26 protein-coding genes are annotated in these 20,156 nt (G+C 62.9%); 9 read left to right on the top strand and 17 right to left on the bottom strand.

Annotation, left to right across the window (positions count from 1 at the left end; all coding sequences use genetic code 11):
* Positions 1-64: 64 nt before the first annotated feature.
* Together Q8O96_RS14570 and Q8O96_RS14565 are read right to left on the bottom strand one after the other, a co-directional pair.
* The gene (locus Q8O96_RS14570; protein WP_102861052.1) at positions 65-721 is read right to left on the bottom strand and encodes a DUF2589 domain-containing protein; all 657 of its coding nucleotides are present in this window, start codon (positions 719-721) and stop codon (positions 65-67) included.
* An 81-nt stretch (positions 722-802) separates the two neighbouring features.
* Complete coding sequence (locus Q8O96_RS14565; protein ID WP_102861053.1) at positions 803-1,186, bottom strand: transcriptional regulator; 384 nt, start codon at positions 1,184-1,186, stop codon at positions 803-805.
* A gap of 168 nt (positions 1,187-1,354) precedes the next feature.
* Here Q8O96_RS14565 and Q8O96_RS14560 point away from each other — a divergent pair, with 168 nt between their 5' ends.
* Positions 1,355-1,912 (top strand): pesticin C-terminus-like muramidase, encoded by a 558-nt coding sequence (locus Q8O96_RS14560; protein WP_102861054.1) that lies wholly within the window; start codon positions 1,355-1,357, stop codon positions 1,910-1,912.
* A gap of 42 nt (positions 1,913-1,954) precedes the next feature.
* On the opposite strand, the gene Q8O96_RS14555 is transcribed toward Q8O96_RS14560, so the two are convergent.
* From Q8O96_RS14555 to Q8O96_RS14530, 6 genes are all read right to left on the bottom strand, one after another.
* Entirely contained in the window at positions 1,955-2,413 is a 459-nt protein-coding gene (locus Q8O96_RS14555; RefSeq protein WP_102861055.1) for a hypothetical protein, read from the bottom strand.
* Between the two features lie 84 nt (positions 2,414-2,497).
* A complete protein-coding gene (locus tag Q8O96_RS14550; RefSeq protein WP_240321948.1) occupies positions 2,498-3,046 on the bottom strand; it encodes a hypothetical protein in 549 nt (182 codons plus the stop codon).
* A 145-nt stretch (positions 3,047-3,191) separates the two neighbouring features.
* Complete coding sequence (locus tag Q8O96_RS14545; protein ID WP_305948998.1) at positions 3,192-4,658, bottom strand: glycosyltransferase family 39 protein; 1,467 nt, start codon at positions 4,656-4,658, stop codon at positions 3,192-3,194.
* 130 nt (positions 4,659-4,788) lie between these two features.
* Positions 4,789-5,004, bottom strand: a complete 216-nt coding sequence (locus tag Q8O96_RS14540; protein WP_305948997.1) for a hypothetical protein — start codon at positions 5,002-5,004, stop codon at positions 4,789-4,791.
* A gap of 18 nt (positions 5,005-5,022) precedes the next feature.
* Complete coding sequence (locus Q8O96_RS14535; protein WP_305948996.1) at positions 5,023-5,157, bottom strand: hypothetical protein; 135 nt, start codon at positions 5,155-5,157, stop codon at positions 5,023-5,025.
* Between the two features lie 32 nt (positions 5,158-5,189).
* Positions 5,190-5,543: a helix-turn-helix domain-containing protein gene (locus tag Q8O96_RS14530; RefSeq protein WP_221809619.1), complete on the bottom strand. Its 354-nt coding sequence runs from the start codon at positions 5,541-5,543 to the stop codon at positions 5,190-5,192.
* Between the two features lie 106 nt (positions 5,544-5,649).
* Here Q8O96_RS14530 and Q8O96_RS14525 point away from each other — a divergent pair, with 106 nt between their 5' ends.
* Entirely contained in the window at positions 5,650-6,684 is a 1,035-nt protein-coding gene (locus Q8O96_RS14525; RefSeq protein ID WP_305948995.1) for a zinc-binding alcohol dehydrogenase family protein, read from the top strand.
* Between the two features lie 12 nt (positions 6,685-6,696).
* Here the strand turns inward: Q8O96_RS14525 and Q8O96_RS14520 are convergent, their stop codons facing one another.
* Both Q8O96_RS14520 and Q8O96_RS14515 read right to left on the bottom strand, forming a co-directional pair.
* On the bottom strand, positions 6,697-7,185 hold the full coding sequence (locus Q8O96_RS14520; protein WP_305948994.1) for a hypothetical protein: 489 nt from the start codon (positions 7,183-7,185) through the stop codon (positions 6,697-6,699).
* Positions 7,186-7,268: 83 nt separating this feature from the next.
* Entirely contained in the window at positions 7,269-7,739 is a 471-nt protein-coding gene (locus Q8O96_RS14515; protein ID WP_240321949.1) for a hypothetical protein, read from the bottom strand.
* Between the two features lie 367 nt (positions 7,740-8,106).
* Between Q8O96_RS14515 and Q8O96_RS14510 the strand changes: the two genes are divergently transcribed.
* On the top strand, positions 8,107-8,424 hold the full coding sequence (locus tag Q8O96_RS14510; protein WP_011059155.1) for a hypothetical protein: 318 nt from the start codon (positions 8,107-8,109) through the stop codon (positions 8,422-8,424).
* A gap of 26 nt (positions 8,425-8,450) precedes the next feature.
* Here Q8O96_RS14510 and Q8O96_RS14505 read toward each other — a convergent pair whose 3' ends face one another.
* The gene (locus Q8O96_RS14505) at positions 8,451-9,233 is read right to left on the bottom strand and encodes a helix-turn-helix domain-containing protein (protein ID WP_305948993.1); all 783 of its coding nucleotides are present in this window, start codon (positions 9,231-9,233) and stop codon (positions 8,451-8,453) included.
* A gap of 115 nt (positions 9,234-9,348) precedes the next feature.
* Between Q8O96_RS14505 and Q8O96_RS14500 the strand changes: the two genes are divergently transcribed.
* From Q8O96_RS14500 to Q8O96_RS14490, 3 genes are all read left to right on the top strand, one after another.
* Positions 9,349-10,233 carry an EamA family transporter gene (locus tag Q8O96_RS14500; protein WP_305948992.1) on the top strand — a complete coding sequence of 295 codons (885 nt, stop codon included), beginning with the start codon at positions 9,349-9,351 and terminating at the stop codon, positions 10,231-10,233.
* Between the two features lie 195 nt (positions 10,234-10,428).
* Positions 10,429-12,069, top strand: a complete 1,641-nt coding sequence (locus Q8O96_RS14495; RefSeq protein WP_305948991.1) for a glycosyltransferase family 39 protein — start codon at positions 10,429-10,431, stop codon at positions 12,067-12,069.
* A gap of 70 nt (positions 12,070-12,139) precedes the next feature.
* Positions 12,140-12,601 (top strand): GNAT family N-acetyltransferase, encoded by a 462-nt coding sequence (locus tag Q8O96_RS14490; protein WP_305948990.1) that lies wholly within the window; start codon positions 12,140-12,142, stop codon positions 12,599-12,601.
* A 177-nt stretch (positions 12,602-12,778) separates the two neighbouring features.
* Here the strand turns inward: Q8O96_RS14490 and Q8O96_RS14485 are convergent, their stop codons facing one another.
* The 3 genes from Q8O96_RS14485 to Q8O96_RS14475 form a co-directional block, all read right to left on the bottom strand.
* A complete protein-coding gene (locus tag Q8O96_RS14485; RefSeq protein WP_305948989.1) occupies positions 12,779-13,834 on the bottom strand; it encodes a hypothetical protein in 1,056 nt (351 codons plus the stop codon).
* Positions 13,835-13,936: 102 nt separating this feature from the next.
* The gene (locus Q8O96_RS14480; protein WP_221809601.1) at positions 13,937-14,314 is read right to left on the bottom strand and encodes a RidA family protein; all 378 of its coding nucleotides are present in this window, start codon (positions 14,312-14,314) and stop codon (positions 13,937-13,939) included.
* 26 nt (positions 14,315-14,340) lie between these two features.
* A complete protein-coding gene (locus tag Q8O96_RS14475; RefSeq protein ID WP_305948988.1) occupies positions 14,341-15,477 on the bottom strand; it encodes an FAD-binding oxidoreductase in 1,137 nt (378 codons plus the stop codon).
* A 165-nt stretch (positions 15,478-15,642) separates the two neighbouring features.
* Here Q8O96_RS14475 and Q8O96_RS14470 point away from each other — a divergent pair, with 165 nt between their 5' ends.
* Positions 15,643-16,272 carry a helix-turn-helix domain-containing protein gene (locus Q8O96_RS14470; RefSeq protein WP_305948987.1) on the top strand — a complete coding sequence of 210 codons (630 nt, stop codon included), beginning with the start codon at positions 15,643-15,645 and terminating at the stop codon, positions 16,270-16,272.
* A gap of 98 nt (positions 16,273-16,370) precedes the next feature.
* Here the strand turns inward: Q8O96_RS14470 and Q8O96_RS14465 are convergent, their stop codons facing one another.
* Together Q8O96_RS14465 and Q8O96_RS14460 are read right to left on the bottom strand one after the other, a co-directional pair.
* Positions 16,371-16,808, bottom strand: a complete 438-nt coding sequence (locus Q8O96_RS14465) for a GNAT family N-acetyltransferase (protein ID WP_221809598.1) — start codon at positions 16,806-16,808, stop codon at positions 16,371-16,373.
* A 294-nt stretch (positions 16,809-17,102) separates the two neighbouring features.
* A complete protein-coding gene (locus Q8O96_RS14460; RefSeq protein ID WP_221809597.1) occupies positions 17,103-17,651 on the bottom strand; it encodes a GNAT family N-acetyltransferase in 549 nt (182 codons plus the stop codon).
* Positions 17,652-17,807: 156 nt separating this feature from the next.
* Between Q8O96_RS14460 and Q8O96_RS14455 the strand changes: the two genes are divergently transcribed.
* Both Q8O96_RS14455 and Q8O96_RS14450 read left to right on the top strand, forming a co-directional pair.
* Positions 17,808-18,677, top strand: a complete 870-nt coding sequence (locus tag Q8O96_RS14455) for an AraC family transcriptional regulator (RefSeq protein ID WP_305948986.1) — start codon at positions 17,808-17,810, stop codon at positions 18,675-18,677.
* A 47-nt stretch (positions 18,678-18,724) separates the two neighbouring features.
* A complete protein-coding gene (locus Q8O96_RS14450; RefSeq protein ID WP_305948985.1) occupies positions 18,725-19,303 on the top strand; it encodes a helix-turn-helix domain-containing protein in 579 nt (192 codons plus the stop codon).
* 65 nt (positions 19,304-19,368) lie between these two features.
* Here the strand turns inward: Q8O96_RS14450 and Q8O96_RS14445 are convergent, their stop codons facing one another.
* The gene (locus tag Q8O96_RS14445; RefSeq protein WP_305948984.1) at positions 19,369-19,755 is read right to left on the bottom strand and encodes a DUF6124 family protein; all 387 of its coding nucleotides are present in this window, start codon (positions 19,753-19,755) and stop codon (positions 19,369-19,371) included.
* Positions 19,756-20,156 lie beyond the last annotated feature (401 nt).

Below are 20,156 nucleotides of genomic sequence, written 5' to 3'. Positions count from 1 at the left end.
GCTCCTTGTTCGATGGCTGAAGTGCCCCGCCGTGGCGGCGGGGCGGGTGGGTCAAACGTGGTTGTCAGGGCTTGTCGCCGCTGTTTTGCGCCGGAGCATCGGGCATTTTCAGCGCGTTGGCGGTGGGCAGCTTGTCGGTGTCGGTGGCGGTGGCGCTCGGCAGCATCACCGGTTTGGTGGCGGCGTCGGTGAGGAAGTCGATCACCCGCATCAGGGCTTCCGGTGGGTCCTGGCGGACGATCTTGGTGCTGATGGCGTAGCGTGCCCGGGTGTCGGTCTTGCGGGTCTGCGTGGATTTGTGGCTCGCCGCACCCTTGACCGAAACACTGAACGGGCCCCAGCCCATCTTCGCCTCGAAACTGCCGGAGGCTTCAGTGGAACTGGTGTCCTCGGCCATCTGGCTGATGGTCAGCTCGAACTCGATGGAGCCTTCCTCGATGGTGATGTTGGGGTGACTGATGGCCGCCAGCAGCGGGATGCGCATCGACTTCTTCACCGTACCCTTGTAGACGCCCTGGTCATCCACCAGGGTTTCGTCGTAGTCGAACTGCACCGATACCGCCTGGCCGTTCTGGATACACACACCCATGAGGAAGTCCGCATAGGCTTTGCTCGCGGCGACCTGCGCCTGGATCATTGCCATCAACGGACCGGTGATCATCTTGTCCAGGGGCAGGGCGGCAATCACGCCGCCGATCAAGCCCTTGTCGATATCTGGCATGGTCAATCTCCTTATCGTTTATGCGCGAGTTGCGCCCTTGCACCTTAAGCAAGCCCGCGCCGCCGATTCAGCGGGAATCGATTACCGGTGAGTGTTGGCTTCCAGGCGGCGGATGTTGCCGATCTGCCGCAGGCTCAGGCCGTACTTGTCCGCCAGGACGCTACGGGAGATGCCTCCCAGGCTTTCCAGCTGGATGTGCTGATTGCGGATCTGCCGGCAGAAGTGGTCGGCCTTGGGGATCTCCAGGGCCAGTCCGGCGAAGCGTTCGATCAGGGCGTTGAGAGCATCGGGAGGCAGGATCAGCGCCAGCGAAGTGCGCTCGGCGTGCTTGGGGATGTACTTGGGACGGCCGCCGTATTCACGTGTCAGGCGGTAGGCGTTTTCCAGGCCGATGCAGTCGATGAGGGCCTGGAGTGAATGGGGTAGCTGGCGAATATCGATAAGACTGAGGTCTTTCACGTCCATTTGGTACCTCCTTGGAATTATGAATACAGCTGGTTCGATCCTAAGGAGGTGTGTCGTCCTCTGTTCAGTGGGAAATTTCCCCCCTATTAAAGGGAACTATTACATTCTGATGTTGTATCGGTCGCTGGTGATGCACTGGATTTTCTTCAACTGGAGGAGGAAATATCCATGTCACGCTATGCGATTGATTTCAGTTTTATCGCCGCTCTGGAAGGCGGTGCCATGACCCGCGGTTATGTGCCCGATGCGGCCAACAGCAAGAGCGGGGTCACGGTGGGCACGGGCTTCGATCTGGGGCAGCGAGGGGTGAAGGATTTGCAGGCGCTCAATCTGCCGGCAGATCTGGTGCGGCGCTTGACGCCCTACCTGGGCCTGACGGGGCTCAAGGCCAAGGCGTTTCTCGATGGTCAGCCCTTGAGCATCGGCAGTGACGAGGCCGAGCTGATCGATGAGGCGTTCAAGGCGCCCTTTGTCGATCGCCTGGCGGCGAACTACGCCAAGGCCAGCGGGGTGGATTTCGCCCAACTGCCGGCACCGATGCAGACCGTGATCGCCTCGGTGGCCTTTCAGTACGGCGACCTGGCCAGCCGCACGCCGAAGTTCTGGGCCCAGGTGGTGGCCCGCGACTGGAAGAGTGCCCTGGCCAACCTGCGTAACTTTGGCGACAGCTACGGCACCCGCCGGCGCAAGGAGGCCGATCTGCTGAGCTCGCAGATCGCTTCATGAGCCGTTGCCGCCCAGGCTAACGGCCTGGGCGGCTTGTCGGTTTCAGGGGCAGGGGATGATTTGCAGCAGGCTCGCACTGCCCATGTGGCTGGTGTCATCGGGCCGGGTGCCAGTGGGCAGCGAACGCCAATCCACCAACAGGCACAGCGCCTTGAGGGACTTGCCCCGGGCCTGGCCGATGGGCGTGGCAAACTCATGGCGGTACAGCGCCTGGGTGGTGTTTTGCGCGGTTACGCTGCTGGCATTGCTCAAGGTGGTGCGAGCCATGTCCGGCAGTTTGTCCTGGGTGATGGTGAAGCGCGGTTGTTCGCCCGCGGTATTGAAAGCGCCCTGGTCCCGGGCGCGTTTCCACAGCTGCTGCCATTGGCTGCTGCCGGCGGTGCTCCCCAGGGTGGCGGCGTAGGCCTTCAGGGTTTCGGCCGGGGTGCTGGTGGTGTCCAGGGCGTGGGCGGCGCTGGCCAACAGGCTCAGGCCGATGATCAGTGAACGCAGAATCAACATGGGGCAACTCCTTTTGCAGGCCGCTAGGGCCCGACATGAACACAGGGAGGACCCCGGCGACAGGGCATCGCCGGGGGACAAGGCTCAGCGGGCGTCGAGGTAATCCCAACGCAGGCCTTCCTTGTTGTTTTTCGCCGTCAGCTCCTTGGCCACGGTGTTCTCGATGGCGTTGACGTTGATGTTTTCCACTTCAAGGATGTTTTTGTCCGCCAGTTGCTTGCGGAACTCGGCCTTGTTGGTGAGGAACTGGCAGGCGTGCCCCAACTCATGCATCAGCACCAGGGCCGGGGACAGGCGCTCGACCCGGTCACTGGCGAACAGCGCGAGGAATTTCTGGAAGTTGCTCAGGTCCGGCTGTTTGTATTTTTTCTCGATGGCGTACACCTGGGACTTGAGGTTCCACACCACGCGTCCGGCGGACGTGGTGGAGTTGGCGGCCGGAGGAATCCAGCGGTCGGTCTTGTCCGCTGCCGACGAGTTGGTGACTTCCACGATCAGCTCTTCCTTGACGGCGATCAGTTCGTCGATCAGGAAGTTGGCCAGGTCGGATTGGCGCAGATAGTGGCAGGCATCGTCGAAACGCTTCTGGGCGACGGCCTGGTCCAGGGTAGAGGTGGTAACGGTGATGCTCATGACTGACTCCTTCGGGGATTGCCCGTCGTTGGGCAGGAGTCATGGTTTCAAGGGCGGTGAGCGGGTATCAGCGGGAAAGGGTTCAAGGGGTATGGGCGGCGGGGATGGGCAAACGGCACCTGATTCAGGTGCCGGTTTTTGCGCTTCAGCCGGCGGGCGCCAGGCTGACGAAGTAGTAGGCCTGGCGCCCGACCATGAGGGTCTGTTGGATCTGCAGCGGCGGCTTGGGTGCCTCGGCGCCGCCCAGTACCGCCATGTGCTGCGGCGACTCGGCGAGAAAGGCCAGCAACTGCGCCTCGGTCTGCAGGTCCTTGAGCAGGCTCTGGGTGTAGAACACGCTGGCGCCGGCAATGCGCTCGTTGGCCTGGTACAGCGCCAACTGGTGCCCGCTCCCCTGCAACGCCATGATCCGGTCGGTCACCGGGACGAACGACAGTTCACGGTCGGCCCGGGGCGCGGCCCATTGGGCGTTCACCAGATAACCGCCAATGATCAGGCTCATGAGGGCGATCGCCAGGCCCTGGCGCCGACGCCCCACCACGCTCCAGAACCCTGCCCCCTGGGCCCGCTGCGCGAGACGCTGGTACAGCACCGCGGCATATTCCGCCGCCAGCACCGCCGCCGCCGGGGTCAGGGACATCAGGTAAACCGTGCGTTTGCTGGAGGCCAGGCACAGCAGGGTGAACTGCGCCAGCAACCAGAGGCTGAAGAACAGCAGGTAGCGGTTCTGCAGCAGGGTTTTACGGAAGTGCCACAGCCCCAGGTAGACCAGGATGTTCCACGGCAGGAAGGCCTGGGGCAGCTTGGCCAGGTAGTAATAGAAGGGTTCGTAGTGCCCGGCCTCGACAAAGGAGCCGCCGAAGCGCCCGACGCTGTTGGTCCACAGCACTTCGCCCAGGGCTTGCAGGCCGCCGCGCTGGTAGAGCAGGTACAGCCAGATCATCAGCGGCACCAGGCCCAGCAGGGTCAGCAACCCGGGGCGCAACCAGTGGCTGAGGGTGAAGTGTTTTTCGATCAGGCTGTCGGCCAGCAGGTAGGCGAAGATCACCACCCCCGGCATGGCCAGGCCGAGCACGCCCTTGCTCAGGGTGGCGATGGCAATGCCGCCGGCGAACGCCAGCCAGGCCAGCCGCGCCGGTTGCTGTTCGGCCTGACGGCGCTGGGCCTGAAAGAACGCCAGCAGGGCCAGGGTCACTCCGAGGCTGAGCAGGGCATCCTCACCCACGCCGCGCACGTTGCTCCAGTAACTGGCCATGGTCGCCAGCATCAGCCCGGCCACCGCGGCCAGGGTGGCCGGCCGGCCAAAACGGCGCAGCATGGCGTACAGCAGCATCACGCTGAACAGCCCGGCGAAGGCCGAGGCCAGGCGCACTGCCAGCGGCGTGCCGCCGAAGGCGCGGATGGCGCCGGCGTCGAGCCACAGGCTCAGGGGCGGCTTCTCCAGAAACGGCGTGCCGAACAGGCGCGGCGTGACCCAGTCATCATCCAGGTGCATTTCCATGGCGATCCCGGCCACCCGGGCCTCGGTGGAGCCTTGCAACTGGTGATTGCCCAGGGCGAAGAAGAACAGCAGGCAGGCCAGCAGGAACAACAGCGGAGCGGGTCGTGACATGGGTTGTGCGCCGGCAGATCAAGAGGCGCAGCCGGAAGGCTGCGGGCAAGCGCCAAAGTATACGGAGGCAAGTCTTAACAAATTGTGAACAAGTAGGGGGAAATAGTCGGTTTGTCCGAGCACGGCCGAATCACCCCGGGGCTTTCAGGTAGGCGGCCACGGCATGCGGGAACAACTGCTCGTAGAGGGGGTAGCCAATGCCCAGCACGCTGATCTCGATGGCCTCTGCACCGCACTCGGCAGAGTAGTCCTGGAGGCTCACGCCCATGGCCGGCACGGGCTGGTCGAGGTGATACACCTGCAGTTGCAGCGAGCTTTGGTCCGCGCCCCCCGTCAGTGCCCGCACCTGCTCCTGAAGCGCGGCCTAGGCCGGGGCGGCGATGAATTGGCCCCAGGCCACGCCCATCGGCGGGTCGTTCGATTCCAGCGCGGACCCGCCGAGCAGGGTCGTGCCTTGGTAGATCTTGAACCTTGGATAAGCATCCGCTTGGGCTGGCATGGCGAGACCTGCTGTAAGGGGAACAATGGCGGCTAGTGAAGGGCGGCTTCCTGCTGGCGGCGCTGGAGGCGCCCGTGGCCCCAGGCGGACAGCGCCTCGATCACCGGTTGCAGCGATCGGCCTTCGGCGGTCAGTCGGTATTCGACCCGTGGCGGCACTTCGGCGTACACCGTGCGCGAGACCAGCCCGGCGCCTTCCAGGTCGCGCAATTGCTTGGTCAAAAGGCGTTGGGAAATCCCCGGCAGGCGGCGTTGCAGCTCGTTGAAACGCAGGAACTCATTGGCCAGCAACTGATGCAGGATCACGCCTTTCCAGCGGCCGTCGATCAGGTCCAGGGTCACCTCCACCGGGCAGCCTGGAATGTCCTGGTAGTGTTTGTTTTTCATCGCCTGACGGTCCTTTTGCGTAGCAGGTACGCAAAAGTACCCTACTTGTGCGAGCAGGGCATGAGGGATTTAAGTGTGCGCTTTCCAACGCCAAGGAAGCTCTGCAATGAAGGCCATCGCCTACCTCAAAGGCTCGTCGCTGTCCGACCCCCAAGCCCTCTACGACCTGGATCGGGACGAGCCGTCACTCGAACCCCATGACCTGCTGGTGGCGGTCGAGGCGGTGTCGGTCAACCCGCTGGACACCAAGGTCCGCGCCGGCAAGGTCGCGGTGCCGGACGACGTGCGCACCCTGGGCTGGGACGCCAGTGGCGTGGTCCGCGCGGTGGGCAGCGCGGTGACCCTGTTCGCTCCCGGGGACGCGGTGTACTACGCCGGCACCTTCACCCGCGAGGGGGCCAATGCCGAGCTGCACCGGGTCGATGAACGCCTGGTGGGGCACAAGCCCAAGCGCCTGTCCTTTGCCCAGGCGGCGGCCATGCCGTTGACCGCGCTGACCGCCTGGCAATTGCTCTTCGAGCGCCTGGGCCGGGTGCCCGGCGAGCTGTCCCGGCAGGGCACGCTGCTGATTGTCGGTGGCGCCGGTGGCGTGGGTTCGGTGCTGATCCAACTGGCGCGCCAGATGACCGGGATGACGGTGATCGCCACCGCCTCGCGGCCGGACAGCCGCCAGTGGTGCCTAGACCTGGGGGCCCATCGGGTGCTGGATCATTCCCGCTCGCTGGTGCCGCAAGTGGCCGCCCTCGACCTGCCGCCGCCGAGCCATATCGCCGCCCTGACCCACACCGCCCGGCACTATGCCGAGCTGAGCGAAATCATCGCGCCCCACGGCCATTTCGCGCTGATCGACGATCACGACTTCTTGGATGCGCTGCCGCTCAAGGCCAAGAGCGTGTCCCTGCACTGGGAGATGGTTTTCACCCGGGCGCTGTTTCAGACCCCGGACATGATCGAGCAGCACCACATCCTCAACCGGCTGGGGCAACTGCTGGACCAGGGCGTGATACGCAGCACCTTGAATGAAGTCATTCACCCCTTCAGCGCCGACAGCCTGCGCCGGGCCCATGCCCGGGTGGAGCAGGGCGGCCTGCTGGGCAAGGTGGTGGTGGCCCGCGAGGCCGAGCCCGGCGCCTCGTTGTAGAGGCTGTCGCGGTCAGCGCAGGTGGCGCCCGCTGCGCCACCAGAAGACGCCGCCGAGGAAGGCCCCCGCACAACCGAACAGCGGCGCCAGTGGCAGGTAGCGCGGCAAACCCTCGGGTAGCGGTTCCTCTTCGGCCGGGTCGGAATAGAAGCTGGAAGGGGCCAGGCTCGCGACCACGGGGATGGTCGGCATGGCGGCCACAGCGCCGCTGAACAGGTAGATCAGCACGTTGCGCCAGGCAAACCGTTGGGCCAGCCAGAAGAACAGGGCGCAGGGCAGGGCCGTGATAATGCCGATCAGCACGCCACTGACCACCAGGGTCAGCAGGCCCACGAACAGCGTCTGGGTAATGATGTCTGCGTTCAACGAGCCGGCGCTGGCCAGCATCGCCAGCATGATCAGCAAGGCCAGGATCACGGCCATGGCCGTGACGCCGATGAAGTAGGCGGCGAACCAGTCTTCTGGCTGCACGCTGCGTTGGGGTGGAGTTGTTGTGGACATGGCAAAGATCGCTGTATGGGTGGCTGCTCTGGCCCTGTTCAAGGGTGCCTTGGCGTCGGGCCGCTGGTGAATAAAGGCTCGGTTCAGCGCAAGTGACGCCCGCTGCGCCACCAGAACACTACCCCCAGAAACACCCCACAGCCGCCGAACATCGATGCCAGCTGCAAATAGTGCAGCGCAGCGCTGACGCCGTGCGGGAGGTTGAAGAGTTCGGGGAGCAGCTGGGTCATCACGGGAATGGCGAACTGCGCCGCCAGGGCTCCGCTCACCAGGTAGATCCACAGGCGGCGCCAGGTAAAGCGCTGGGCCAGCCAGAAGAACAGGATGCACGGCAAGGCGGCGATCAGGGTAATCAGCACCAGGCTCACCATCAGCACCGCCACGCTGAACGACAGGGAGTTGAGCAGCGATTGCCACGGCGTCTGGCTGGTGCTCAGCAGGATCAGATTGACCACCAGCATCAGGGCCAAGGCCAGTCCCGCAACGCCGATGAAGTACGTGGCGATCCAGTGATAGGGGCTCAGGGTGCGAACGGAATTGGGCGTTTGGGGCATGGTGGGCACGGGCTTCAGGCTGAGGATGACCGGACCCAGGCTATCGGCAAGCAGGCGGTTTGATTGTGGAGTTTGCGTGGTTTTTTTGCGGTCAATGTTCTTTGGTGGATGACGTCGGGGCAGAAAATCCCTTATACAGGCAGCGGCCCGTCGACTGTTCACGGGCCCGGCTTGCGTCACCCACCCAGAAGGAGATGGACATGTTCAAGTTCCTGACGATTACCGAGTTGCCCCGTACCCCTGCGCATCGAGATACAGGCTCCGTTAGCGGAGCGATCAATGCCTGGGAGCTGAAAAATCGGGCTCTCAATACCAAGGGGTTTGTTACATGTCCAAAGAATTACTCGGAGTTTCTGCTGTAGGGCTGATGGTGCTGGGCGAGTTTTGCGCCATCTACAGTGAAGTGGTGGTGGCGCGGCTGGCCCATTCCGGCAACACCTCCGGTGCCGAACTGGCGTTGCCGGTGCTGATCATGTGCCTGGGCGGTATCTGCCTGCTGGCGGCCTACTGGCTGGGTTACGTGGCGGTGGGCGACATCTGGATCATCACCGTGGTCTCGGTGACCTCGCTGCTGCTTCTGGAGCCGCTGGTGATCTGGGCGCTGTTCCAGCAGGCGCCCGGGCGCGGTGCCTTGATCGGCTTCTGCCTCGGTGCGCTGGGGATGTTGTCCGCCGTGTTCCTGTAGCACGGCCTCGCTCAGGCTCGGGTCCTTCAGGCCCGGGCCCGGGCAAAGTAACGACTGGGCGCCTCGCCCAGGACCTTGCGAAACACACTGCTGAAGGCACTCGGGCTGCTGTAGCCCAGGTCGCTGGCGACCCGGGTCACGGCCTCGCCCTGGCCCAGGCGCACCACGGCCGCCAACAGGCAGGCCTGCTGGCGCCATTCGACGAAACTGATGCCGGTGTGCTGGCGAAACAGCCGGGTGAAGGTGCGACGGCTCATGCCGGCGCGCTCGGCGATGGCATCGATCCCCAACTCCAGCGATGGCTGTTCCAGCAGCTCGCGACAGACCCTGGCCAGCCGCGGCTCGTCCGGCAGCGGGGCGTTGAGGGTCAAGGCCGGCATGCTGGCGACTTCATGCAGCAGCAGGTTCATCAACTGCCCCGGCACACCGTCCCTGGCGTAGAGCGTGGGGAGGTGCATGGCCCGCAGCAGTAGCTGGCGCAGCAACTCGGACACTTCCCGCACTTCGCATTGCTCCGGCAAGCCCAGGCGCTTTGCCGCCCGGGGACGCACATAGGTGTTGAGCATGGTCACCGGCCCGCTCATGTGCATGGCGTGGGTCACCCCGGCCGGCACCCAGATCGCCCGTTGCGGCGGCACCACCCAGTTGCCCTGTTCGGTATAGACGCTGATCACCCCGGTAGCGGCGTAGGCGAACTGCCCGCGTCGATGCTGGTGTGCGGCGAAGTGCTGGCCGTGCGCGTAGTCGATGGCCGTGACCAACGCGTCTCGGGGGATATTTTCGTAGGGATCGATATCGATAGGGTGCATGGCCCGAATCTACTGATAGTTGACCTGATACTGCAAGCGGGCCATGGCGTGCTCCGGCGATAGTTCGCCCCCGGCCGGGGATTTGCTCGCGGCCGCCTTTCCTGGACCGCGCGACATGCAGAAAAAACACCTGTTCCTGGCCTTGCTGGTGACGGCCTTGTGGGGCCTGAACTTCCCCATCACCAAGTTTGGGCTGGCGAGTATCGATCCATTGCTGCTCACCGCCTTGCGCTTCACCCTGGCGGCGTTGCCCTGGGTATTTCTGGTGCCGCGCCCGCCGGTAGGGTTTGGCTGGCTGGCGGCCTACGGGCTGATTTTCGGCGTGGCCATGTGGGCGCTGATCAACCTGGGAATTGAGCAGGGCGTGGCGCCGGGCACGGCTTCGCTGTTGATCCAGTTCAGCGCGTTTTTTTCCCTGGGCTGGGGCGTGTTGCTGTTCGGCGAGCGCCTGCGCTGGCAGCAGGTTCTGGCCACGGCCATTGCGCTGTGGGGGCTGTTGCGGATCATCGGCGACAGCCCCGGGCACGCCACCAGCCTGGGTTACGCCTTGCTGCTGGTGAGCGCCTTCAGCTGGAGCGTGGGCAACGTCATCATCAAGCGTTGCGGGGTTCGCGAGGTGTTCGCCTTCGTGGTCTGGGCCAGCCTGTTTGCGCCGTTGCCGCTGCTGGCGTTGACCTGGATAAGCCATGGCAGTGCGCCGTTTCTGCAACTGGCCGGGCAGGTGTCCGTCAGTGCGCTGCTGTCGCTGATGTTCCAGGTCTATGCGGCAACGCACTTCTGTTACTGGGGCTGGAACCTGTTGCTGCGGGAGTATCCCGTCTCTCGGGTGGCGCCCTTGTCGTTGCTGATCCCGGTGTTCGGCATGGCCGGGTCGGTGTTGATCCTGGGGCAGCCAGTGGGCATCGATGACGGAGTATCCATGGGCCTGATCCTGCTGGCGCTGGCCGTGGGGCAGCTCGACTGGCGCCGGTTTTCGGCCCTGGGGCGCCGGTCCCTGTAGCCGCTGCCGCAGGCTGCGAACGGCTCCGGAGGAGGCGCGGCGATCTTGAAGGCGCCGGAGGTTCGGCCGGTAATCATCAAGTCGGTGGCGCAGGCGGGTTTCTTATCCTCGTTCAGTCACCGTTCAGGGGTATCGCGCGCACCATGTCCAGCCTTACGCCGAGCTTATGGCACGGCACTTTCTGGTGGGGCGAAGATGGTTCGAGAAACGCGTTTCGGGATTGAGTCCTGGGGTATCTACCTGGTGGCCCTGCTGCTGTTCACCTTTGGCATCTGGGACGAGCAGCCCCAGGGTTTCGACGGCCGTTGGGCGCTGTTTCTGCAGGAGATGTTCCGTCACGGGCCGAGCCTGTTCCCCACCACTTACGGCCAGCCCTATCCGGACTATCCGGCTACCGCGACCTTCTTCAGCTACCTGTTTGCCCAGGCCTTTGGCGCCCCCAATCACTTGGCCAATATCCTGCCCACCGCGCTGGCTTCGGCCGGGGTGCTGGCGTTGCTTTATCGCCTGCTGGCGCCCTCGGGGCGCACCTGGGCGCTGCTCGCGGTACTGCTGACGGCGCTGACCAGCCAGCTGTTGGACAAGTCCCGCTCGGTGTGCCTGGACCAGATGGTTTCACTGCTGTGCCTGGGGGCTTTCTACCTGCTGCACAGCGGCGAACAGCGTGGCTCGCGGCTGCGGCCATTGATGGTGCTGCCGCTGTTCGTACTGGCCTTCGCCATTCGCGGGCCCTTGGGGCTGGTGGAAGTCTGCGGCGTGGTCTGCACCTACTGGCTGCTGGGAGAGAGTCGTACCCAGGAGGCACGCCGTATCTTGTTCAAGCGCGTGCTCGGCTACGGTTTCAGCGGCCTGCTGTTGCTGGCAGCCTGCTGGTGGCTGCTGCTGAAGCTGGCTTATTTCAGCGGCGGCGAGGCCTTTGTGCAGCAGGTCTACCACATGCAGGTGGGCGGGCGTCTGGATGAGAGTGGCGAGCCGTTCTACTTCTACTTTCAGTTGGCGTTGTACCGCTACTTCCCTGTGGTGCCCCTGGCCCTGGTGACGCTGTGGATGCTGCGCCACCAAGTGTTCCGGCGCCATGCCGACCCGCAGCTGCGCCTGGTACTGCGTCTTGGCGCCTGCGGACTGATGATTCTGCTGGGCTTGTCGGTGCCGCATTTCAAACGCGCCTATTACATCTTGCCCATAGTGCCGATGTTCGCTGCAGTGGCCGCCTACGGCCTGCTCATGGCCCGGGGCCGGATGGGCAAGATGCGCAGTGCCTACCTGTGGCTGGTGGGTGTGCTGCCGGGGCTGTGCATCCTGGTGCTGTTGGTTCTTAAACACAGCTGGCACAAACACGGTTACTGGCCGCCGGTGTCCATGCCGTTGCTGATCGCGATCTTTGTCCTGTTGCAGCTGCTGGCTCTGTACTGCTGGCGCAAGACCCTGGGCAGTTTCGGCCGGCGGCTGGTACTGCTCAGCGGCCTGGCCCTGGCGGCGCAATGGACGCTGCTGGTGGCAGTGGTGGACCCGGCCAAGGATCTGCAATTCGATACCCAGGGTTTTGTTTCCCAGGTGGAGCAACGGCGCGCGGCCGAACACGGTCCCCTGGTGTTCTTCAACCTGGGCCAGGACACCTGGGCCGTGCGCTACATGATGAACCTGGACCACGACGAACAGCCGCTGTTTGTCAGCGGCGATGCCCCCGGACAACTGGACACCTTGCCCCACGGCTCCTGGGTGATCGTGGCGCGCAAGGATCGAGAGAAGCTGTTGGGCACCTCGCTGGAAAACCAGCAGCCGGTGTACGAGGGGCGCTTGAATGACAATCCCTGTTTGGTGTTTCAGTTGCAGTAAGTCCTTGGCAGCGAGTGGTGCGGGTCGTATTTTTGGCCCCTGCGATCCGCGTTGAAACCAGGGAGTGGTCATGGAATGCCAAGTTCGTCCGGCCCTAGAGGCCGATGCCGCGAGGGTCAGCCAAGTGATCCTCGCGGCTCTGCTCACCAGCAATGCCCAGGACTATCCCGCCCATGTGATCGAGCGGGTGCAAGACAGCTTTACCCCGGACGCTGTCCTGCAACTGATGCGGCGTCGGCAAATGTTCGTCGTCCTGGTGGACGGGGAATTGCTGGGCACCGCCAGCCTCGACGGGCGCGCGGTGCGCTCGGTGTTTGTCGATCCGGCGTACCACGGCCATGGCCTGGGCCGGCAACTGATGGCTGCGGTCGAGCAGGCGGCGCTGGACTCGGGTTTGACCTCGCTGGTGGTGCCCTCATCGGTCACCGCCGAAGGCTTTTATGCACGCCTGGGGTTTGTTCGGGTCCGCGAGCATTACGAGGGCGAGGAGTTGACGCTGATCATGGAGCGGGGCCTGTCCGGGCTGGCTTGACCTTTCCCGCGATGAGCCTTGTAGGAGCGCGCTTGCTCGCGGTGGACGTCAACGATAACGTGCGTTCGCTGGAGGAATGCGGCGCTCTTGGGAGCTTCGCGAGCAAGCTCGCTCCTACAGGGCTGGGTTGAGCTCAAGGCACCTGGATACCTCCCGGGTGCCGGAGCCATCAAGTGCTTATGCCGCCGCCAGCCGCCGGGGCCGCAGCCAGCCGATCACCACCGCGGCAATCAGCAGGAACCCCAGGTAGCCGAAGAACGGATAGACCTGCCCCACCAGGCTGATAAAGCCCACCAGGCTGCCGACAAACGCCAGGGCACCGGCGGCAATGGAGCCGAGGCGGAACTGCCGGGTGCCGGCCGGCAACAGCCGCGCGGAGAAGGAGTACAGGGTGCCCACGGCGGTGTTGAGGATCATGCAGAAGATGATCAGCGCCATCAGCAGCCCCAGGGCCGGGGAGACTTCGCCGGCGATCGACAGCATGGGCATCGGCAGATCCGTCACGCTGTCCAGGCGCGACAGCAGGCCCAGGCTCATCACCAGCATCAGCAGGCCCAGCAGCGCGCCGCCGAGAATGCCGCCCCACATCGCCTGTTTCTCGCCCTTGGCCGCGCCGCCCATGATCGCCAGGATCGGCACCCCGGCCACGATGTTGTAGGACACGTAGAGCAAGGCGCCCAGCAGCCAGTGGCTGGCGCCGGCTTCTTGCTTGGCCGCCAGTTGATTGAGTTCACCGAAGCTCAGGTCGCGAGTGGCGGCGCCATACAGGGCCACGCCCACCGCGGTGACGATCAGGAAGGGCGTCACCGCGCCGATCATGCCGATGACCTTGTGCACGTCCAGGCACACGATGGCGACCACGATCAGGGTCACCAGCACGCTGCCGGCGATGGCTGGAATGCCGAACTGCTGCTCCAGCAGGGCACCGCCGCCGGCCAGCATCACCACGGTCACGGCGAACATGAAGAAGGTGATCATCAGGTCCACCAGCGCGCCCAGGTGCTTGCCGCACAGGGCTTGCACCACGTCCTTGTGCGACGCTGCCCGCAGGCGGCTGCCCATGCTGGCCAGGGCCATGCCGAGGAAGGTGAACAGCGCCGCGCTGACCACCGCGCCCGCCAGGCCCCAGGCGCCGAAGTCGACGAACATCAACAGCAGTTCACGACCGGAGGCGAACCCCGCGCCGACAATCACACCGACGAAGGCGCCGGCGATCTTCAGACTTTCTTTCATGACGATTAGCCTCGATTTGTTGTTGTTATGTGGGGTGGACGGCCGCGTCATCTATTGGCGTGGCGGTCCTGGGCATCGCACTTGAGGGCTGGGGCGGGTGACTCAGCTTTCGCCGACCCAGGCCTGGACTTCGATCTCGACATCGACCCCCAGCGCCAGTTGGGCGCTGACGGTGGAGCGCACCGGGAAACCGTTCTTGAAGTGACGCTGGTAGACCTCGTTGAAGCCGGCGAAGTGCTGCATGTCGGTGAGCCAGACGGTGCTCTTCACCACCTGGTCGAAGCTGGCGCCGCACGCGGCCAGGGTTTCGCCGATGCGCGCCATGGCGGCCTCGGTCTGCACGCGGATGTCGCCGTGCACCACTTCGCCTTCGGCGCTCATCGGCACCTGGCCGGAGAGGAACAGGAAGCCGCCGACGCGGATCGCCCGGGAGAAGGGGTAGGGCAGGTGGCTGGGGTAACGCTGGATATCAGTGGACATGGCAAGGGCCTCGTGGGCTGGGTGGGTTAACGCAAGCGAGCGGGGGCCAGGGCCTGGGCATCGACGCCCTGGCTCAGCAGTTCTTCGGGGACCGGGTGGCCCAGCAGCAGGGCGCAGGCCAGTTGCGAGACGCCGGCCGCCGACTGGATGCCGTAGCCACCCTGGGCGGCGAGCCAGAAAAAGCCTTCGCAGTTGTCATCCCAGCCCACCACCAGATCGCCGTCGGCGACGAAGGAACGCAGGCCGGCCCAGCTGTGGCGCGGGCGGCGGATGCTCAGGGAAGTGACGTTCTCGATGTGGTAGATGCCGGTGGCGATGTCCAGCTCTTCGGGCATCACGTCCTGGGGCGGCACCGGGTCGGCATTGGCTGGGGAGCCAAGCAACTGGCCGGCGTCGGGCTTGAAGTAGAAGCTTTCGTCAATGCCGATCACCGCCGGCCAGCGGCTGAAGTCTTCATCCGGTGGGCCGTCGAAAGTGAAGGCGCTGCGCCGGCAGGGTTGCAGGCCGATGGGGGCCACGCCGCACAGCTGGGCCACGTCATCGACCCAGGCGCCGGCAGCGTTCACCAGATTGCGCGCCTGCAGGGAACGGCCATCGCTGAGCGTGAGGTTCCAGTGGCGGTCTTCGCGGCTGGCTTCGACGACGTGCGTGTCGCACTCCAGTTGCCCACCGGCCCGGCGCATGGCCCGCAGGAAGCCCTGGTGCAGGGCGTGCACGTCCAGGTCCTGGGCGGCGGTTTCCAGCATCGCCCCGGCGACGGCGTCGGGGCGCAGGCAGGGCACCAGGGCCCGGGCCTGCTCGGCCGTGATCAGGCGCACATTGGCGGAGCGGGCGCGGGTTTCGTCGTAGGTCTGCTGCAACTGTTCCAGCTGTTCCTCGCTGGCGACGTACAGGCAGCCACGGGGCTCCATCAGCGGGTGTTCGCAGAAACCCTGCGGCGGCCGCTGGTAGAAAGCCCGACTGGCGCGAGTCAGGGCCTGGATCTGCGGGGTGCCGTAGGCCTCCATGAACATCGCCGCCGAGCGCCCGGTGGCGTGATAGCCCGGCTGCGATTCACGCTCCAGCACCAGCACGCTGGCCTGCCCGGCCAAGCGGTAGGCCAGGGAAGCACCGGCAATACCGGCGCCGATGATGACGAAGTCGAAGCATTGGTTTGCGTGCATGCCGGGGTTCCTGAATCGCTGGAAAATGACAGGGGTTAAAATTCTCACATACGAGAAATGTAAGATATGAGAATTTTCCAGTCAACCCGGGGTCATGGGTTAATATTTCGCCACGTGCCCCGGCCAGCGTCGCGGTTGCCCTTATTTGCCTGACAGAGAGCCCCAATGAGTTCCGACCGAGCCCAGCCCGCCTCGAGCTCCCACGCCCATCCACTGATCGACCGGACCCAGGTCGGCGCACGCCTGCGGACCATTCGCAAAAGCCAGAAGCTGACCCTCAAGCAGCTCTCGGAACGCTCCGGCGTCGCGCTGTCGACCCTGTCGAAAATGGAGCTGGCCCAAGTCTCGGTCAGCTACGAAAAACTCGCCGCCGCGGCCCGCGCCCTGGGCGTCGACATCGCCCAACTGTTCACCCCGGCGCCGAACCTGACCCAGACCCGCAGCGCCCAGGTGCAACCGACCGTGGTCAGCACCACCATCGCCGACGCCCCCGGCTACAGCACCGGCAACTACGACTACCACCCCATGGCCGGCGACTTTCCCGGGCGCAGCATGACCCCCATGTACGCGCGGATCTTTGCCCGCGAGTTGCAGCAGTTCGAGGACTACATCCGCCACCCGGGGCAGGAATTCGCCCTGGTGCTGTCGGGGCGGGTGCGGATTCAGTTTGAGACCGGAGAGGCGGTGAGCATCGGATCGCAGGAGACGGCGTACTTCAACAGCAGCGTCGGCCATATCTACCTGGCGGAAGGGGAGGAGGATGCGGAAGTGATGGTGGTGATGTCGGAGCGCTGAAGCCCCTGATCATCCTCTGCGCCCTCCTGAGTCATAGGCGGTTGGAGTTGAAGGTAATTAGAACTGTTGTGCAAAGCCCGGATTGTATTTGGTGCAGTTCAAATCCTGATCCTCGCCAGCATATCTTCGCCGTCTGCATCCATACCAACCTCGACAAACCCGAAACTGGAGTAAAACCCTTTAGCTACGATGTTGTTGGGGTTGTAGCAAATTTCAATTTCTTTCAAATCTGCGATCTGTTTTATTTCATGTAGGGCGAGGCCCAACGCTACTCTGCCGATGGATTTCTGCTGATGTTGTTTATCCACCATAAAGCGCCAGATAGAAACTTTGCCTTTTGACTCTTGCACCCACATAAAGAAGCCTACAGGCTCTCCATCCGCGATTATGGCGCGTGTGAAGTAACCTGGGTTGTACGCAGCCTCAACGAGCGACCAGGTATTACTTGCCACGTAGTCTTCCTGCTCTTCAGTGACCTCCAGTTCACAAATCGCTTCATAGTTTTTTTGCGTTACTTGGGTAAGTGAGATTTTCATAAAGTCTCCTGAACTGGGGTGTGGATAAGGCTCAATTAACTTTCACGGGCATTCAGTTCCTCCTGCGCCTTCGCCAGCAGCGCGACGAACAGTTCGGCGCTGTCCTGCGGCAGGCTTCGCACTCTAGCTGTTGCAGTTCGCGGCAGTGCTGGGGCGGCGGGGGATTCCGGTTAGTTCTCCGTGCAGCTCCAAGTAAGGTTTGAACTCCTCTGCGGCGTTCGTGCGGTATACGTCGTCACCAGGCTGCGTCCGTCGGTTGTGGCCGACATTCACCGGTACCTTTGGTTTGTGTCCTTACTCTTTCGTATGGTCCAGCCATTCTTGGTAGGTGATACGGCTAATGTGTTCTGTCCGATAGTCTTGGAGGAACTGGTTGTATTTGTTTTCTTCTGTGTGATGAAAGCGAAAGCCACACTTCGATTGAGCAGCATAGGACTGGATGTTGTTGGCGAAGTAACCACACCAAAGTGCTTTGAGATTCAGGTTTTCAAAGGCGTGTCGCATCACTTCACGCACGGCTTCCGGAGTCAGGCCTTTGCCCCAGTACGGCACACCGATCCAGTAGGCGATTTCACCTTCCTGCTCACTGATTTCAAAATTGCTGTTGCTGCCTATGAGAATGCCCACACAACCAACAGCACGGCGATTTTCCTTCAGTTCGACCGCGTACACCTCGGGGTGATTGAAGACCGTACGGATGATGTCGGCACTGTTCTCCACACTGGTGTGGGGGGGCCAGCCAGCGATAGGGCCGACTCGGGCGTCTTTGGCATATTCGTATAGATCGGCGGCGTCTGCGTCCTGCCAGGGGCGCAGCAAGAGTCGTTCTGTTTTAAGTGTCATGTCCTGTACCCGAATGGATTGGTTCGTTCGGGACAGAGTATTGGGAGTCAGATCATCGGTACACGCCAGTACCTCGGCGTTTTCGGTACTTTTAGAAACAGCTACGCCAAGCGGTGATACGATTTTGGCTCTTGTTTGTTCTAGCGCTGGGTCACTATGCATCACATTCCGAAACTTTCCGCTCCTGACGACTCGATGCCGATGGGAGAGACCACGCTAGCGGAAGGGCAAGGTTTGCCGCTCTCCTTCGGCCATGCTTACTTGACGTTGCTGGTATGCCTCTGCGGTAGTGCCCACTTCACTCTTAACTTCAAAGAGCATGCGGTTAGGAGCGGTGATGTGATGCTGCTGGCTGAGGACACTATTGCCTTACTCAAACGTCGCTCGCGCCGCTTCAAGGTGTTTTTCTGCCTTATGCCGAAAAGTTTTGCAGCGGAGGTTGCCTACCCGCTACCCAATACCTTGTTCGTATTTCTGCATGACCATCCTCATTGCACTCCATCCAAGAACGACATGCCGCTGATCGAGGGATGGGTGACGCAGATGCGGAACATTGCGCAGACCTGTCCCACCTACCAACGCATCATGTTGCGCAATCAGCTGCAGAACCTCTTTTTGAAAATAGCCGAGCAACTTCCAGCCAACCAGATAGAAAACAGGGGATTCAGCCGGAAGGAAATGCTCAGTTGGCGCTTCTGGGAATTGATAGGCAAACACTGCATCCGCCACCGAGATGTGAAGTTCTACGCCGACGCACTGAATATCACGCCGTTCTACCTGTCGCAGTTGACCAAAGCGTTTTTCAATGACACTCCCAAGGGGTTGATCGATCGGCAGGTGACCTTGGAGATCAAGGCTCTTCTTTCATACAGTGACTTGGCCATTGGCCGTGTGGCCGACGAACTGAACTTCGTCGATGCGTCTTACTTGTGTCGCTACTTCAAGCGCCAAACGGGAATTTCGCTCTCCCGTTATCGTAAGCACAAGAGAGAGGAGGGAGGTAGGACTGACCTGCAATCGAAATAGAGAATGGAAGGCGCACTAGGGAAAAGGTTTCCTTCCTAGATACAAGATTGATTCCAGCACGCCATCGGTTGTCCATAGGACGAAGCCAATTTCATCAGAAGCTGACCCTACAACAGCTCTCGGAACGCTTCGGCGTCGCACTGTCGACCCTGTCGAAAATGGAGCTGGCCCAGGTCTCGGCCAGCTACGAAAAACTCGCCGCCGCGGCCCGCGCCCTCGGCGTCGACATCGCCCAGCTGTTCACCCCCGCGCCGAACCTGATCCAGACCAGCAGCGCCCAGGTGCAACCGACCGTGGTCAGCACCACCATCGTCGACGCCCCTGGCTACAGCACCGGCAACTACGATTACCACCCCATGGCCGGCGATTTTCCCGGGCGCAGCATGACCCCCATGTACACTCGAATCTTTGCCCGCGAGCTGCAGCAGTTCGAGGACTACATCCGCCACCCCGGGCAGGAATTCCCCCTGGTGCTGTCGGGGCGGGTGCGGATTCAGTTTGAGACCGGGGAAGCCGTGAGCATCGGCCCGCAGGAGACGGCCTACTTCAACAGCAGCATTGGCCATATTTATTTGGCGGAAGGGGATGAGGATGCGGAGGTGATGGTGGTGATGTCGGAGCGCTGAAGCCCTTCATCATCAAGCAACAGCGCGCCAGATCGTGCTGCCGCGCCGTGCTTTCGTGGGGCGTTCTACTTCAGTGTGGGTATAGGGCGACTGCCATCGAGCAGGGCATCCACCACTGCCCGCGCCATCTCCACCGAGTGCACCAGGGACCAGATCAGACCGCGCTCGATGCCGCTGCCGCGTTCGGTGATTTCATCGGAAACCTCTTCGGCGCTTTTCAACAGCAGGGAGACGTGGAGCAAGGCTTCTTCGGCGCTGATGCCGCCGCGTACCGAGAACAGAGAATCGCGACTCACCGGGGTACTGATGGTTTGCTTCAGTGACTGGATCAGAGAGGCATCGGCAGGCTGAAGTGACAGCTTCTGCCGGATCTGCTGATTGGCCAGATCGTGCTCGGGGTTTCTGTCGCGCTGGGTTGCAGTGTGGGGCGGATCGGGGACGAGCTTTTTCATGGCGTAACTCCTAATCGATGGTAGGAGCCTTCACCGTCGCTGCTAAACGATGGGGTGGCGGCCGTTCGCAGGTTAGCAGTACCGGTCGATTAGGAACCCGGCGCACCCGAAGATGCCCTGCGCACGGCCGCCATAAAACGGAGCCCAAAAACGCCGCGTAGATGGCGGCGCTGTGCGCCTAATCGATTGCGGGCTGCTAAACCCGGTCACTGAATGTGCAGTGACGGATCGAGGCTAGCCAGCGGGTACACCAGGCGCAAGCGGCTAGGAGTTTCTAGGAAAATTCGCACAATAGAAAGAGACTTAACGCTGCTTTGGGGCAACCAATGCTCGGTCCGTGAAAGCGGGGAGGGGCGGTTGGCGATGGTGGCGGAACGTTAAGGCCAGAAACAACAAAGCCC

The organism is Pseudomonas sp. LPH60 (genome assembly GCF_030718165.1).
Taxonomy (GTDB): Bacteria; Pseudomonadota; Gammaproteobacteria; order Pseudomonadales; family Pseudomonadaceae; genus Aquipseudomonas; species Aquipseudomonas danubii.
Note: the sequence above shows the minus strand (reverse complement) of the source record. Positions and strands in the feature narration are given on the sequence as shown.